Genomic DNA, 14,112 nt, shown 5'->3' on the forward strand with positions numbered 1-14,112 from the left:
TATCAGTACTCGGGCTCGGTGTGATTGTCGGCATCCCGGAGTAGTCGGTACCCGACGAGAGCAGTGACCAGGGTCGCCACTCCGGCGATCACGAACGGCAACCGCAGGTCGCTCCGGGCAACGAGTCCGCCGAGCAACGTCGCGAAGGGGAAGATCCCCCACGTCACTGTGCGAATCATCCCGAGCACACGGCCGAAAAGGTGGCCGGGCACGATCGCCTGCCGAAGCGCCCCCCACGGGACGTTCCACACCGACACTGCGCACGCCATGAGCGCGTAGGCGATAACGCCGGTGATGACTTCGGGAGCAGCCCAGACCGCGATCAGCGCGAGCCCGGCGACGATGTTGGCCCCGAAGAGAACCCACCCCCGCCCGAACCGGGCCACCAGCCGTGCCGAGATCAGCGACCCAATCAGAGCCCCCAGCCCGATGCCCGCGGTAACGAGTCCGATTGCGATGGGCTGTACCCCGAGCTCGTCGAGGAAGTAGAGGATTGTGGGTGCTTGAGCGAAGGCGAATGCCGAGCCTACGATCGCGGTGAAGAGCACCATCGAGCGCAGGAAGCGGTGTTTCCATAGGTAGGACAACGCGGTGCGGGCGGATGTATCGGGGGCGGATGCGGCCACCCCATCTGACGCGGAGTCGCGCAGCGCTCGTGCCGCAGAGACGGGCAGCATCATTGCCAGCACAATCGGAATGAGGTACCCCGCTGCTCCGACCCACAGCGGCAGCGCCAACGAGACCGCGAAGAGCACACCACCGATCGGAGTCGCGACGAAGTTGTCGATCGTGATCTGCGCCCCTTGCATGTAGCCGTTCGCGCGATCAAGCGATGGCCGCTCAACGAGAGCGGGGACCACGGCATTGGTGGCGTTGTCGAACAGCGTCTCACCCAGTCCGAAGATCAGCACGGCCGCGAACAGCAACCAGATGTTCAACGTTCCGGTGACCGTGAGCACCGCCAGCACGACTGCGGTGGCGCCCCGCAGCGCATTGGCAATCGCCATGATCCACCGACGGTCGTACCGGTCGACGATCATTCCCGCGGGAACACCGAACACGAGCCAAGGAAGGAAGGCCAGCGCGCCGATCGCCGCGATGGCGAGCGGGTCGCGGGTGAGTGTCGTTGCGATCAGTGGCACGGCTGTGCGCCCGACCCCGTCAGCGAGATTGCTGAAGGCGGCGGCCGTCCACAACTTGCCGAAGTCACGCGTGAGCCGCGGTTTCGCCGTGCCTAACGGTTTCGCCGCGTCGGTGCTGACTGTCATCGGAGTTGATTGGCGACGGGCGCGAGCAACGTGGCGTTCGCTCGCACGTCGAGCGCTGAGTCTGTGACGGCGGCGCGGCGCGGCGCGGCCTGCGCGCCCGTGGCCCGGCGTTCGAGCCGAACCGCGACAACGTGGTCCAGGGTCGCCGCGGTGTGCAGCAGGAGACGCTCGAACCGTGTGGCGGGCGCCAGCAGGTGGGTGGGGTGGATGGCGGTCATGACTTCTCTCCCAACTCGGGAAGCGGGAAGACGTCGGCTCGGATGCTGACTGGGCGGACGTTCTCGCCGGTTTGATTGCGGTAGGTATCCACGGCGTCGTCGATCAACGCCATGATCTTGTGGGACAGGACTTTGCTCTGCTCCGGAGTGAGGCGGGCGGTGGCGGTCGAGATGAGCGTCCCGTGCTGCCACTCCGGATCGATTCCGGCCATGCCTCGACCGACGAAGTCGAGCAACTGATCGTTGCGGCCGCGCAGGAACTCGTTCATCACGAGTTGGGAGGCGGCTCGGCCGGCGGGTGTGGCCATCGCGTCGGGGTTGCCGAACGACACGCCACCGACGGGTCGCTCCCACCAGCGCTCTCGCGCCGTTCCGCGATCAGCCTGTTCGCGGATGAGGTCGTGTTTGGCGAGTGCCCGCAGGTGGTAGCTGGTGGACCCGCTGGACTCACCGAGACGCTCTGCGAGAGAACTCGCTGTCTGCGGACCGTACTGGCTGAGGATGTCGTACATCCGGACGCGGAGAGGATGTGCCAACGCGCGAAGAGCGCCGGCGTCGAGGACGCGGTCATCGCGGTGCCGCTCTTCGACCCGGGCTACGTCATCCAGTTCTTCGTCCATGAGAACAAGATAGCAATGCAAAGAATCCTTTGCAAGTATTGCTTTGCAAATGTTTCTTGGGATGTTCCGCGAGGCCGCGTAGGCTGGTCGCATGGCGTCTGAGAACCCCCTCCTGTCCCCCCCTTCCCTTCCCTACGGACTCCCCGACTACGCGGCGATCCGTCCCGAGCACTACCTGCCCGCTTTTGAGGCAGCGTTTGCCGAGCACTCCGCAGAGATCTCGAGAATCACACGGGTGCGATCGATGCCGACGTTCGACAACACGATGGTGCCCCTCGAAGAGAGTGGACGGCTCCTCGGCGACGTTGCGCGCACGTTCTATACGGTGTCATCAGCGGATGCGACCGATGCTATCCAGGAGATCGAAGAAACACTCGCACCGCTGATGTCTGCTCATCAGGACTCCATCCAGCTCGACGCCCACCTGTACTGGCGGATCAAGACACTCCACGAGCAGCTCGACTCGCTCGAAAACCTGACACCCGAACAGCGGTATCTCGTAGAGCGGCACTACCGCGAGATGTCGCACGCCGGTGCGGGCGTCGACGATGAAGCGAAGGCGCGTCTCACCGAGATCAATCAGCGGCTATCGAGCCTGACCACCACGTTCGAGAAGAACCTTCTCGCCGACACCAACGATCTCGCTGTGACTTTCGACTCGGCAGAAGAGCTCGACGGACTCGCGGACGGTCAGCTCTCTGCCACGGCACAAGCCGCCGCAGATCGTGGTCTGGGGGGCACATGGGTGGTGACTCTGCCGCTGTTCACGGGGCACCCCTACCTCGCATCTCTCACCAATCGTGAGAGCAGGCGACGCATTATGGATGCCTCGCGCTCTCGCGGCAGCCGCGGCAACAGCAATGACAACAGCGCCGTCCTGCTCGAGATCGTTCGCCTCCGCGCCGAGCGCGCGGCCCTTCTCGGGTACGACAGCCACGCTGCGTACATCACCTCCGACGAGACCGCGGGCTCCCCCGCGGCCGTGCACGAACTCCTGCGGCGACTTGCCGTGCCGGCGGCCGAGAACGCTCGACGTGAGCAGGCCGCTCTCCAGGAGATCATCGATGCCGAAGAGGCGCCCTTTGCGCTCGAGGCCCACGACTGGGCCTTCTACACCGAGAAGGTTCGTCAGGCTGAGTTCGATCTCGACACCGCTGCTCTGCGGCCGTGGTTCGAGGCGGAGCGCGTGCTGCAGCAGGGTGTGTTCCGCGCGGCGACGGAGCTGTACGGCGTGACCTTCACCGAACGCGGTGACTTGTCCGCGTACCACCCCGACGCGCGCGTATTCGAGATACACAACCCTGACGGCTCGGCGCTTGGACTCTTCATCCTTGATCTGTATACGCGCGACACCAAGCGCGGCGGAGCATGGATGAACTCGATCGTCCTGCAGTCGCGCTTGCGCGGAACCGACCCGATCGTGGTCAACAATCTCAATGTCTCCAAGCCCGCGGCGGGTGAACCCACGCTGTTGACGCTGGACGAGGTCACGACACTCTTCCATGAGTTCGGTCACGCGCTTCACGGCCTCTTCGCCACGGTGACGTACCCGCACTTCGCGGGGACCAACGTCTTCCGCGACTTCGTCGAGTTCCCGAGCCAGGTCAACGAGATGTGGATCTACTGGCCCGAGATTCTCGCGGGGTACGCCACGCACTTCGAAACGGGTGAGCCGCTTCCGGCCGACGTGGTGGAGACGCTCACATCGACCGAAACCTTCAACCAGGGCTTCGGTACCAGTGAGTATCTCGCCGCCTCCTGGATCGACCAAGCCTGGCACTCGCTCACGCAGGAGCAGGCCGCCGACGACCTGGATGTCGCCGCGTTCGAGGCATCCGCCCTCACTGACATCGGACTCGACAACCCTGCTGTGCCCACCCGCTACTCGTCGACGTACTTCGCGCACGTGTTCTCGGGGGGCTACAGCGCAGGGTACTACTCGTACATCTGGAGTGAAGTGCTCGACGCTGACACGGTCGAGTGGTTCCGCGCGAACGGCGGTCTGACGCGAGAGAACGGCGATCGGTTCCGCCAACGCCTACTCGGCGTAGGCGGCTCGAAGGATCCGCTGGAGGCCTTCCGCGACTTCCGTGGGAGGGATGCCGAGATCGAGCCGTTGCTGAAGCGCCGCGGGCTCGCTGCCTGACCTCAGCGAGAGGGCGCCTGATGACGCAAGTCGTCAGGCGCTCTTGCGCTTCTGGCGCAGGACCATCGTCGGCATCGCGCCCTCGCGCACGGCGGCACCGGTCACGACGACCTTATCGACATCTTCGGTCGAGGGGATCTCGAACATGATCGGGCCCAGAACGTCTTCGAGGATCGCCCGCAGTCCGCGCGCACCCGTCTTGCGCTCCACGGCAAGCTCGGCGATTGCGTCGAGCGCGTCTTCGTCGAACTCCAGTGAGACACCGTCGAGCTCGAACATGCGCTCGTATTGCTTGACGAGTGCGTTCTTCGGCCCGGTCAGGATTTCGATGAGGGCCGTGCGGTCAAGCGGGGTCACCGACGCGACGACCGGGAGGCGACCGATGAACTCGGGAATCAGGCCGAACTTGTGCAGATCTTCGGGGCGAACTTCGCTGAACAGACTCAGGTCGTCGCCCTTGTTGTGAAGCGGGGCACCGAAACCGATGCCGTGCTTGCCGACACGCGAAGAGATGATCTCTTCGAGGCCGGCGAAGGCGCCAGCAACGATGAACAGGACGTTGGTCGTGTCGATCTGGATGAATTCTTGGTGGGGGTGCTTGCGGCCGCCCTGCGGCGGCACAGATGCCACGGTGCCCTCGAGAATCTTGAGGAGCGCCTGCTGCACACCCTCACCGGACACGTCTCGCGTGATCGAGGGGTTCTCAGCCTTGCGGGCGATCTTGTCGACCTCGTCGATGTAGATGATCCCGGTCTCGGCGCGCTTGACGTCGAAGTCCGCAGCCTGGAGAAGCTTGAGCAGAATGTTCTCGACGTCTTCGCCGACATACCCGGCTTCGGTCAGCGCGGTGGCGTCGGCGACGGCGAACGGCACGTTGAGCCGCTTTGCCAGTGTTTGGGCGAGATACGTCTTGCCGCACCCCGTCGGGCCGAGCAGAAGGATGTTGCTCTTGGCGATCTCTACTTCGTCTGCCCGCTGTTCGGCGCTCTGCAGCGTGCCGTGTGAGCGCACCCGCTTGTAGTGGTTGTACACGGCGACCGACAGCGCACGCTTGGCTGCGTCTTGCCCGACGACGTACTCCTCGAGGAAGGAGAAGATCTCGCGCGGCTTGGGCAGATCGAACTCGGCCACTTCGCCCGTCGACGACTCAGCCATGCGCTCTTCGATGATCTCGTTGCACAACTCGACGCATTCGTCGCAGATGTAGACGCCGGGACCGGCGATCAACTGCTGCACCTGCTTCTGGCTCTTGCCGCAGAAGGAGCACTTGAACAGGTCGGCGCTCTCACCGATGCGTGCCATGATGCCCCTCTTCGCCTCGTCGGGACTGCCCCCGTTGTCCTCAGAGCCTAACCGCTCACACCGACATGGGCGGGGATTGAGACGCGGGCTGTGGATGCTTCGCTCACGATCCGCTACGAGCGAAACGGCCGAAACAAGACGAATGCCCCGCCCGCGGCGCGGAACGGGGCATTCGTCGACAGAATGCAGGAGCGCTCAGGCGCCGATCGCCTGCTGGCCGCGCTTGCGCGTCGTCAACACCTGGTCGATGAGACCGTACTCGAGGGCTTCCTTCGACGAGAGGATCTTGTCGCGGTCGATGTCTTTGTTGACCTTCGCGACGTCCTGTCCGGTGTGACGCGCCATGGTCTCTTCGAGCCAGGTGCGCATCCGCAAGATCTCGGCCGCCTGAATCTCGATGTCAGACGCCTGGCCGTGACCTGCTTCGCCCATTGCCGGCTGGTGCATGAGGATGCGGGCGTTGGGCAGCGCCAGACGCTTGCCCGGTGCGCCGGCGGCGAGCAGAACCGAGGCGGCCGAAGCTGCCTGGCCGAGCACGACCGTCTGAATCTGGGGTGAGACGTACTGCATCGTGTCGTAGATCGCCGTCATCGCGGTGAACGAGCCACCGGGCGAGTTGATGTACATGATGATGTCCCGGTCGGGGTCCTGGCTCTCGAGCACGAGAAGCTGTGCCATCACATCGTCGGCTGATGCGTCGTCGACCTGCACGCCGAGGAAGATCACGCGATCTTCGAACAGTTTGTTGTACGGGTCTTGACGCTTGTAGCCATACGCGGTGCGCTCTTCGAACTGCGGAAGGACGTAGCGGCTCCCGGGTGCCTGAAGCGCCTGGGGTGCGTTACCGAAGGTAGGGGTGTGCATTGCGATTGTTCTCTCTTTCGCCTTCGGTCGGTCAGACTGCGGTTCCGCCGCCGCCGACGACGTCGCTGAGGTGTGCGCGGATGTGATCGACGAAGCCGTATTCCAGCGCCTCTTCGGCGGTGAACCAGCGGTCGCGGTCACCGTCTTCGTTGATCTGCTCGACCGACTTGCCGGTCTGGCCGGCCGTGATCTCGGCCAAGCGGTTCTTCATCGACACGATCAACTGCGCCTGCGTCTGGATGTCACTCGAGGTACCCCCGAACCCACCGTGCGGCTGGTGCAGCAATACCCGGGCGTTCGGGGTGATGTAGCGCTTGCCCTTGGTGCCGCTGGTGAGCAGCACTTGCCCCATCGACGCGGCCATGCCGATTCCGACCGTCACGATGTCGTTGGGGACGAACTGCATCGTGTCGTAGATCGCCATGCCCGCGGTGATCGAGCCACCGGGCGAGTTGACGTAGAGGAAGATGTCCTTCTCCGGGTCTTCCGCCGCGAGCAACAGGATCTTGGCGCAGATCTCGTTCGCGTTGTCGTCTCGCACCTCCGACCCCAGCCAGATGATGCGGTCCTTCAACAGCCTGTCGAAGACGCTGGTCGCGACAAGTGGTTCGGCCATTAGTACTCCTAGTTCCGTGGTCGTGAGATCGAATCTACCGGCGTGGCGCGGGCGCGCTGGCCGTGTTCGCCCTGGGCAGAGCGCAGGGAGCACAGAGGGGGTGGATGCCGCGGCATCCACCCCCTCTGTCGCTCGATGTGAGCGACTACTTCTTGTCTGCGGCGGGCTTCTTCGCAGGAGCCCTCTTCGCGGGAGCCTTCTTGGCGGGCTTCGCCTCGGCCTCTTCGGCTTCGACGATCGCGTCGGCGTCGGCCGCGGCATCCGCGATCTCCTGCGCCTCCTCGACCACTTCTTCATCCGCCTCGGCGTCGTCGGCATCGGCGATGAAGCCGCTCAGGTCAACGGCCTTGCCGTTCGAGTCGACGACAGTGACCTTGCCGAGCACGACCGCGAGCGCCTTGTTGCGTGACACCTCGCCGACCATGGCGGGCAGCTGGTTGCCCTCCTGCAACGCATTGACGAACTCCTGCGGAGCCATCCCGTACTGCGCGGCAGACTGAATGAGGTACTGCGTGAGCTCATCCTGCGACACCTGGACGTTGACGGTCTCGGCGACCTTGTCGAGCAGCATCTGCGTCCTGAACTGCTTCTCGCTGGCCTCGGTGACCTCGGCGCGGTGCACGTCGTCTTCGAGGCGTCCTTCGCCGTCGAGGTGCGTGTGCACTTCGTCTTCGATGAGCTTGGCGGGGACGGGGATCTCGACCTCGGCGAGGAGCTTCTCGATCAGCGCGTCACGCGCCTGTGAGCTCTGGGCGAAGACCGACTGCTGCGCGACGCGCTCGACGAGGCTCTCGCGGAGCTCGGCGATGGTGTCGAACTCGGAAGCGATCTGCGCGAAGTCATCGTCAGCCTCAGGAAGCTCGCGCTCCTTGACGGCGGTGACGACGACTGCGACCTCTGCCTCTTCGCCGGCGTGGTCTCCGCCGACGAGCTTCGAGCGGAAGGTGGTGTCTTCACCGGCGGTCAGCGACTCGATGGCCTCATCGATGCCCTCGAGGAGCTCTCCCGAACCGAGCTCGTACGACACGCCCTCGGCGCGGTCGATCTCGGCACCGTCGATCGTGGCAACCAGGTCGAGCTCGACGAAATCGCCGGTCGTCGCCGGACGCTCGACCGTGATCAGCGTGCCGAAGCGGGTGCGCATGCGGTCGAGCTCTTCGTCGATCGCTGCGTCATCGACAGCAGCGGCGGGGACCTCGATGGTGAGGTCTTCGAACGCGGGAAGGTCGAACTCGGGGCGGACGTCCACCTCGACGGTCACGATCAGGTCACCGGAGAAGTCCTTCTCGGCGGGCCATTCGACGACTTCGGCGCTGGGACGACCCACGACGCGGAGTTCGTTGGCTTCTGCCGCCTCGCGGTAGTAGGTGTCCAGGCCTTCGCTGACCGCGTGCTCGAGCACGGCGAGACGGCCGACGCGCTGGTCGATGATCGGGGCGGGAACCTTGCCCTTGCGGAATCCGGGGATCTGAACGTCCTGAGCGATGTGCTCGTAGGCGTGCGCGATGCTGGGCTTCAGTTCTTCGGGGGTAACCGTGATGGTGAGCTTCACCCGGGTCGGGTCGAGCTTTTCTACGGTGCTGGTGACCATGCCTGTTCGTTCTCCTCGTTCGGACCGCGCGCGTGCGCGGCATGTGAAGGTCTGGGTCTCGGATCCCCGAGAGGGGTGGGTTTCGTTCCGTCGGGGCGACAGGATTCGAACCTGCGGCCTCCCGCTCCCAAAGCGGGCGCTCTACCAAGCTGAGCTACGCCCCGGGCAGGTCGCGCGCGTACGCGGACGCGAAACGGCCCTGAGAAGTCTAACCGACGGCCCGGCTGGCACAGGCACGGGCCGGATATGCCATAGAATCGATGAGTGCGCGGTTGAATGCTGCGGGCACGCACCTCAACTGAACAACCTGATTTTCGGGGCTGTAGCTTAGTGGTAAAGCCTTAGTCTTCCAAACTAATGATGCGGGTTCGATTCCCGTCAGCCCCTCCACCTCAAAAGCCCGGAATTCTGCGGAGTATCGGGCACAGTGAGGGAAGGTAAGAGAGCGAGTTCAGCCCCTCTCGTGTACTCACGTGTACTCACGTGACAAATCGAGAGGCCAGATCAATGGCTGCCACACCCTCCGCACCCTCCCGCCGCACCGCACCGACACGCCGCCCTCCCGGCTCGTGGGGCACCACTCAGCAGCTCCCGTCAGGGCACTGGCGCGCGTTCTACCGCTACGACGGCCGACGCATCACCGCACCCCGCACATTCGAGTCCAAAGCCGCCGCGCAAGCGTGGCTTGCCGGTGAGCACGCCGACCGCTCGCGGGGCACCTGGCGCGACCCGCAGACCGGCAGGGTCACCCTCGCCGACTACGCCCGCACGTGGCTGGACTCACGCCCCGACCTCGCCCCGCGCACCGCCTCGAACTACCGGACTCTGCTCGCCCGCTGGATCCTCCCGCAGATCAGCCCGCGCGTCGAGCTGGGAGCGATGCACGTCGCCGACTTGTCCCCCGCTGTCGTACGTGCGTGGTATGCGGCGATGTTCGAGGCATCCCGTACCAACGCTGAGCGCGTGCGCGCGAGTGATCTCGCCCGCCGCGTACACCCCGCTCGAGCGTGGGCGCGACAGGAGGGCATCGAGGCCGCACCTACCGGCAGGCTCTCTCCCGCCCTGCTCGAGGCGTGGGAGCGCGCTGGACGTCCCGTTGTCGCGCTCGAGGCGCTCCCGATCGATCCTTCCCATGCTGTTGGCCGCTCGTCGGCGGCGCACGCGTACAGCGTGCTGCGCGCGATTCTCAACACCGCTGTACAGGACGGTCTGCTCGTGACCAATCCGTGCCAACTCGCCGGGGCAGGAGTGCAGCGTCCGCGCGAACGTCGACCGGCCTCGCCCGCCGAGGTCGCGCAGCTGGCCGCGCTCATGCCCGCCGACTTTGCCGCCGCCGTCACCCTCGCCGCGTGGTCATCCCTGCGCTATGGCGAGTTGTTCGCCCTCGCACGCCGCAATGTCGACCTCGAGGCGCAGACGTTGCGCGTCGAGCGCGCCCTGATCGCTGTCCCCGGTCAGCCGATCCAGTACGGGCCTACCAAGACCCGTAAGAGCCGCCGCACTGTGCACCTGCCGGCTTTCGTCGTCGCCATCCTCGCCGCCCACCTCGAGGCGCACGTGCCCGCCGACCCCGACGCGCTGCTGTTCCGCATGCCAGACGGCGCCCCGATCACCACGGCCCGCACGAGCGCTCTCATGCGCAGAGCGCGCAAGGTGATCGATCGCCCTGACCTCACCTGGCACGACCTGCGCCACACCGGCGCGACACTGGCCTACAAGACCGGCGCGAGCGTCCCCGAGGTACAGGCCCGCCTCGGGCACACCACGATGCGTGCCGCGCTCATCTACGCGCACGCCGCCGACGACTCAGACAGGGTGCTCGCCGACCGCCTCGACGCGATGTTCGCAGATCAGGCAGTGTCGCCGCGCCCGCGGCTCCGAGCCGTGTGACGCTTGCCGCAGCCTGCCAGGGTGCAGGCCTATGCACGCTGAGTTATCCACGGGTGCCCGCGAGTCCTCTTGACCTACCGGGGAGCACTGGTACATTCAGTTTCAACACAGCGCGGCCGTCCTCCCAAGGGATTGGCCACACGGACCGGACTACGAGGCCGGCGGAAGACCGTTGCTCCTGGGAGAGGAGTGCGCTGGCGGAGCTGAAGGCGAGGCGACTCGCTGAGAAGGCAAGTCGGGTAGACCGGCGCATGTGAGACCTCCACGGAATGAGGCGAGAGCAGAGCTCTCACACATCCGCTGGAGCGCCCCATGGCAACCTCTTCCGCATCCTTACCCACTGTGTTCGGCGACGTCCTCTTGTGGGACGTGCCAGCCGCCGCCGCTCACACCGGCCTGACGGAGCGCTACATTCGCCGCCTGATCGCTGAGCGACGAATACCGACAGTGAAGCTCGGTCGCCTCGTCAGGATCAGACCCGACGACCTCGCTGCGCTCATCGAGCAGAACACGCGCCCCGCTCGAGGCGCAGCATAATGCCCGCGCTCCTGCAGCCTGCCGACCCGGTAACCCGCGCAGAGACACTGAGGCACGCGCTCCACGGCCAGAACGCCCCACTGCACGTTCAGTACACCTTCCAGCTGCTGCACGTCCTCCCGGCGCACGTCATCACTGACCCCGGCTCGCGCGAGTTCCGCGCCGCACAACGCGACTACTGGCGCGGGCAGGGCATCCTGCTCGACGCGACCCGCCGCGAGATCAGCCAAGGCGTGCACACCCTCGCACGCCTCGGCCTGATACCCGCCCTGCTCGAGCGCGGCCGGCACGACCGTGGATGAGGCCAAGCTGCTCGCGTTTCTCCGCGACCGTATCGAGCGCGTCGGCCCGCTCCTGGCCCAGGCGATCTACGCGGGCCTCATCACGCGCATCGAGCGCGGGCAGTTCCGCGCCCAGCCGTCGACCGAGGGTGAGTGATCGTGAGCATGGGATTCCAAGACGCCACGTGGGCCTACGGGCTCACGACACTCGCCATGCGAGAGAAGGTCGTACTCGCCGCCGTATGCCTGCGCACAGACGACTCGACGCACGAGACATTCGTCGGGCAGCGCACGATCGCCGCAATGATCTCCGCATCGGCTGACACTGTGCTCCGCGCGCTCTCGTCCCTCGAGAAGGCCGGGGCGATCTCGAGGGTGAAGCGCCACGGCTCGAGCGGGTATCGCACTAGTGACCTGATCACTGTGAACGTGGACACCTACCCCGCTACTAGCGAGTCAGGGGAGGATGCCACCTATACCGCTCACAGCGGCAACCTAACCCGCTCACAGCGGCAACCTAACCCGCTCACAGCGGGGACGAGTATCAGTCAGTCTGATCATTCAGGAGATCATTCAGAGACCTATGGAAACGTCGTCAAGTCAAGTCCAGAAGTAGACGCGCGCGAAGCGACGGACGACGATCTATCCAGTCCATTTCTCAGGTCGTTTGCGGCGATGAGCGGGCTCACTGACGTACCGGCGATCGTTCGGCAGATCAAGTCGGCTACCGGCGAGGACGTCACCGGTGACCGTGCTCTCGGCGTCGGGCGCTGGATACTCGAGAAGGCCACGCACAAGCCGCGCTCACCTCAGCGGTACGTGCTCGCCGCGATCTCGCAATCACCATTCGAGATCCAGCAGCACCTCTACGACGAGGCTGTCGCATGAGCGAGCAGTGCGCGTGCGGGCGGGCGGTGTACGTCAAGAAGTCCGGCGAGTGCCAGCGTTGCTACAACCGGCGCTGGTACAACGAGCAGCGCGCCACCGATGTCGGCTACCTCATGAGTCGGCGCGTGCCCACAGCGCAGCGTGTCCCGCGTAAGCCGTCGACCACTCCACGTGCGGGCACTGATCCCTCGAGCTACGGCGCGGCGCACAGTCGCGTACGTGCGCGCCGTGGGCCTGCCTCGAGCTGGTACTGCATTCGGTGTGGCACGCCTGCGCGACAGTGGGCCTACCGCGCCACGCAAGCGCGAGAGATCAAGGGCACGAACCGAGAAGGCCGGCCGCGTGTGTGGTCACCGGATCCTGCCGACTACGACCCCATGTGCCTGACCTGCCACGCCGAGCGCGACGGGCGCGTGTGGGGTACGGGGTATCGACACGACCCGACTCGAGCCAAGAAGCGGGAGTGGGATCGGGCTTACCGCGAACGCAAACGACGAGCGCTCGACGAGCAACGGCGGCGGCAGAACGGCGGGAGCGAATGAACATTCGTCACCACGTTTTTTTTGGCGGAAGGCGGTTCAACTCCACGCTCCGCTCTGAAAGTTCTCTCTCTTAGTGAGAACCATTCTCAACAAGATCGACCTGCACCAATGACACGAAATCTCTCACGAGCAATCCGCCTGGATTCGCTCGGAACACCGCTGCATTCCTTGCAGCACAAACCGAAGGAACACCAAATGAGCATCTTCACCCGCAACGCCGACGCAACGCCGACGACCACCGATCTGCCCGCTGGCTACGACGACGACGAGTCGCACTACTTCGTGCCGGCCGACGTTCGCGCCGCCTACGACGACGCGCCCGCCCCCGGACTGCTGGCCGTGTCAGAGCGCGTCGACGAGATCGTCGGACTTCGTGCCCGCGAGGCCGTCGCTTCGCGCTTCACGGTCACCCGCAAGAAGAACGGTTGGTTCGGCGAAGAAGAATACGCCGAGGTGCAGAACATGCCCGCAGGCGAGGAGTACACCGCGCTCGTGTCAGCATCGGCTGCTGAGGTCAAGCGCGCCGAATACGCCGATCTCGTCAACCTGGCTACGCACCAGCTGCGCCTCGAGCACGCGTCGGCGACACAGCACCGCGCCGCCGCACGCGCCGCTGATCGAGCAGCGTCACTTGAGCGGCGGACGTGCCCGACTTGCGCCGAGAGTGACCCTGCAAAGCACGGCGGTGTGAGCGTGCGCGATCTGCACGACATCGAGAGCGGCGCACTACGGCAGAACCTCTTGCGCTCCTGCTTCCACTGCTTCACCGAGGCACAGCGACAGATCGCCGCCGCACGTCGGGCAGACGTGATCGATGCCGCGCAGGGCCTCACTCGCGAAGATGTCGTGTTCCTCCGGCTCAAGGATCTCGGGATTCTGTAGCCCTCACCTGACCGGGGACGCGGGCAGCCTCTTCCTGCCCGCGTCCCCCAATCCATCGATCATTCTCAAACACCAAGGATCCGCTGTCATGGAACCAACATCCGACCTACCGATCCACCTAGAGTTCGATTCTGCGATGTTGCTCAGCAACAGACCGTCGGCGCTCGTTGCGCTGACGTGGACGAGCACGTCCCGACCCCGCTAGCATCTTGCGCCTCGAGGTCGCTCCTGCGCCTCCGCTCGTCGCTCCTGCGCTCCTGCGCTCCTGCGCTCCTGCGCTCCTGCGCCTCCGCTCGTCGCTCATCGCTCCTGCGCTCCTGCGCTCCTGCGCCTCCGCTCGTCGCTCATCGCTCCTGCGCTCCTGCGCTCCTGCGCCTCCGCTCGTCGCTCATCGCTCCTGCGCTCCTGCGCTCCTGCGCCTCCGCTCGTCGCTCATCGCTCCTGCGCTCCTGCGCTCCTGCGCCTCC

The 14,112-nt window shown here is 65.3% G+C and carries 15 protein-coding genes and 2 tRNA genes; 9 read left to right on the forward strand and 8 right to left on the reverse strand.

Annotated elements, in window-relative coordinates; all coding sequences use genetic code 11:
* Positions 1–2 precede the first annotated feature (2 nt).
* The 3 genes from LG299_RS02245 to LG299_RS02255 are packed head-to-tail and all read right to left on the reverse strand — an operon-like array spanning position 3 to position 2,106.
* Positions 3–1,268, reverse strand: coding sequence for an MFS transporter (locus LG299_RS02245; protein WP_404433118.1), 1,266 nt, complete (start codon positions 1,266–1,268; stop codon positions 3–5).
* Complete coding sequence (locus LG299_RS02250; RefSeq protein ID WP_404433120.1) at positions 1,265–1,486, reverse strand: hypothetical protein; 222 nt, start codon at positions 1,484–1,486, stop codon at positions 1,265–1,267. The genes LG299_RS02245 and LG299_RS02250 overlap by 4 nt, the downstream gene beginning before the upstream one ends.
* The gene (locus tag LG299_RS02255; protein ID WP_404433122.1) at positions 1,483–2,106 is read right to left on the reverse strand and encodes a helix-turn-helix domain-containing protein; all 624 of its coding nucleotides are present in this window, start codon (positions 2,104–2,106) and stop codon (positions 1,483–1,485) included. Before LG299_RS02255 ends, LG299_RS02250 begins: the two co-directional genes overlap by 4 nt.
* 91 nt (positions 2,107–2,197) lie before the next feature.
* On the opposite strand from LG299_RS02255, the gene LG299_RS02260 reads away from it, so the two are divergent.
* Entirely contained in the window at positions 2,198–4,252 is a 2,055-nt protein-coding gene (locus LG299_RS02260) for a M3 family metallopeptidase (RefSeq protein ID WP_404433124.1), read from the forward strand.
* Positions 4,253–4,285: 33 nt separating this feature from the next.
* Here the strand turns inward: LG299_RS02260 and clpX are convergent, their stop codons facing one another.
* The 5 genes from clpX to LG299_RS02285 all read right to left on the reverse strand — a co-directional run bounded on the left by clpX (position 4,286) and on the right by LG299_RS02285 (position 8,789).
* On the reverse strand, positions 4,286–5,554 hold the full coding sequence (clpX, locus tag LG299_RS02265; protein ID WP_404433126.1) for an ATP-dependent Clp protease ATP-binding subunit ClpX: 1,269 nt from the start codon (positions 5,552–5,554) through the stop codon (positions 4,286–4,288).
* Positions 5,555–5,749: 195 nt separating this feature from the next.
* Positions 5,750–6,418, reverse strand: a complete 669-nt coding sequence (locus LG299_RS02270; protein ID WP_404433128.1) for an ATP-dependent Clp protease proteolytic subunit — start codon at positions 6,416–6,418, stop codon at positions 5,750–5,752.
* Positions 6,419–6,449: 31 nt separating this feature from the next.
* Positions 6,450–7,034, reverse strand: a complete 585-nt coding sequence (locus LG299_RS02275; RefSeq protein WP_404433130.1) for an ATP-dependent Clp protease proteolytic subunit — start codon at positions 7,032–7,034, stop codon at positions 6,450–6,452.
* Positions 7,035–7,179: 145 nt separating this feature from the next.
* Positions 7,180–8,625, reverse strand: coding sequence for a trigger factor (tig, locus tag LG299_RS02280; RefSeq protein ID WP_404433132.1), 1,446 nt, complete (start codon positions 8,623–8,625; stop codon positions 7,180–7,182).
* 90 nt (positions 8,626–8,715) lie between these two features.
* Positions 8,716–8,789 (reverse strand) — tRNA-Pro (locus LG299_RS02285).
* A 152-nt stretch (positions 8,790–8,941) separates the two neighbouring features.
* Between LG299_RS02285 and LG299_RS02290 the strand changes: the two genes are divergently transcribed.
* The 8 genes from LG299_RS02290 to LG299_RS02325 all read left to right on the forward strand — a co-directional run bounded on the left by LG299_RS02290 (position 8,942) and on the right by LG299_RS02325 (position 13,645).
* Positions 8,942–9,015 (forward strand) — tRNA-Gly (locus tag LG299_RS02290).
* A gap of 117 nt (positions 9,016–9,132) precedes the next feature.
* The gene (locus LG299_RS02295) at positions 9,133–10,515 is read left to right on the forward strand and encodes a tyrosine-type recombinase/integrase (RefSeq protein WP_404433134.1); all 1,383 of its coding nucleotides are present in this window, start codon (positions 9,133–9,135) and stop codon (positions 10,513–10,515) included.
* Positions 10,516–10,827: 312 nt separating this feature from the next.
* Positions 10,828–11,052 carry a helix-turn-helix domain-containing protein gene (locus tag LG299_RS02300; protein ID WP_404433136.1) on the forward strand — a complete coding sequence of 75 codons (225 nt, stop codon included), beginning with the start codon at positions 10,828–10,830 and terminating at the stop codon, positions 11,050–11,052.
* Positions 11,052–11,354 carry a hypothetical protein gene (locus tag LG299_RS02305; protein ID WP_404433138.1) on the forward strand — a complete coding sequence of 101 codons (303 nt, stop codon included), beginning with the start codon at positions 11,052–11,054 and terminating at the stop codon, positions 11,352–11,354. The genes LG299_RS02300 and LG299_RS02305 overlap by 1 nt, the downstream gene beginning before the upstream one ends.
* On the forward strand, positions 11,347–11,490 hold the full coding sequence (locus LG299_RS02310; RefSeq protein WP_404433140.1) for a hypothetical protein: 144 nt from the start codon (positions 11,347–11,349) through the stop codon (positions 11,488–11,490). The genes LG299_RS02305 and LG299_RS02310 overlap by 8 nt, the downstream gene beginning before the upstream one ends.
* 8 nt (positions 11,491–11,498) lie before the next feature.
* On the forward strand, positions 11,499–12,221 hold the full coding sequence (locus LG299_RS02315; RefSeq protein ID WP_404434768.1) for a helix-turn-helix domain-containing protein: 723 nt from the start codon (positions 11,499–11,501) through the stop codon (positions 12,219–12,221).
* Positions 12,218–12,763 (forward strand): hypothetical protein, encoded by a 546-nt coding sequence (locus LG299_RS02320; RefSeq protein WP_404433142.1) that lies wholly within the window; start codon positions 12,218–12,220, stop codon positions 12,761–12,763. Before LG299_RS02315 ends, LG299_RS02320 begins: the two co-directional genes overlap by 4 nt.
* 195 nt (positions 12,764–12,958) lie before the next feature.
* The gene (locus tag LG299_RS02325) at positions 12,959–13,645 is read left to right on the forward strand and encodes a hypothetical protein (protein WP_404433144.1); all 687 of its coding nucleotides are present in this window, start codon (positions 12,959–12,961) and stop codon (positions 13,643–13,645) included.
* Positions 13,646–14,112 lie beyond the last annotated feature (467 nt).

The organism is Microbacterium lacus, assembly GCF_044794305.1.
GTDB lineage: Bacteria > Actinomycetota > Actinomycetes > Actinomycetales > Microbacteriaceae > Microbacterium > Microbacterium lacus_B.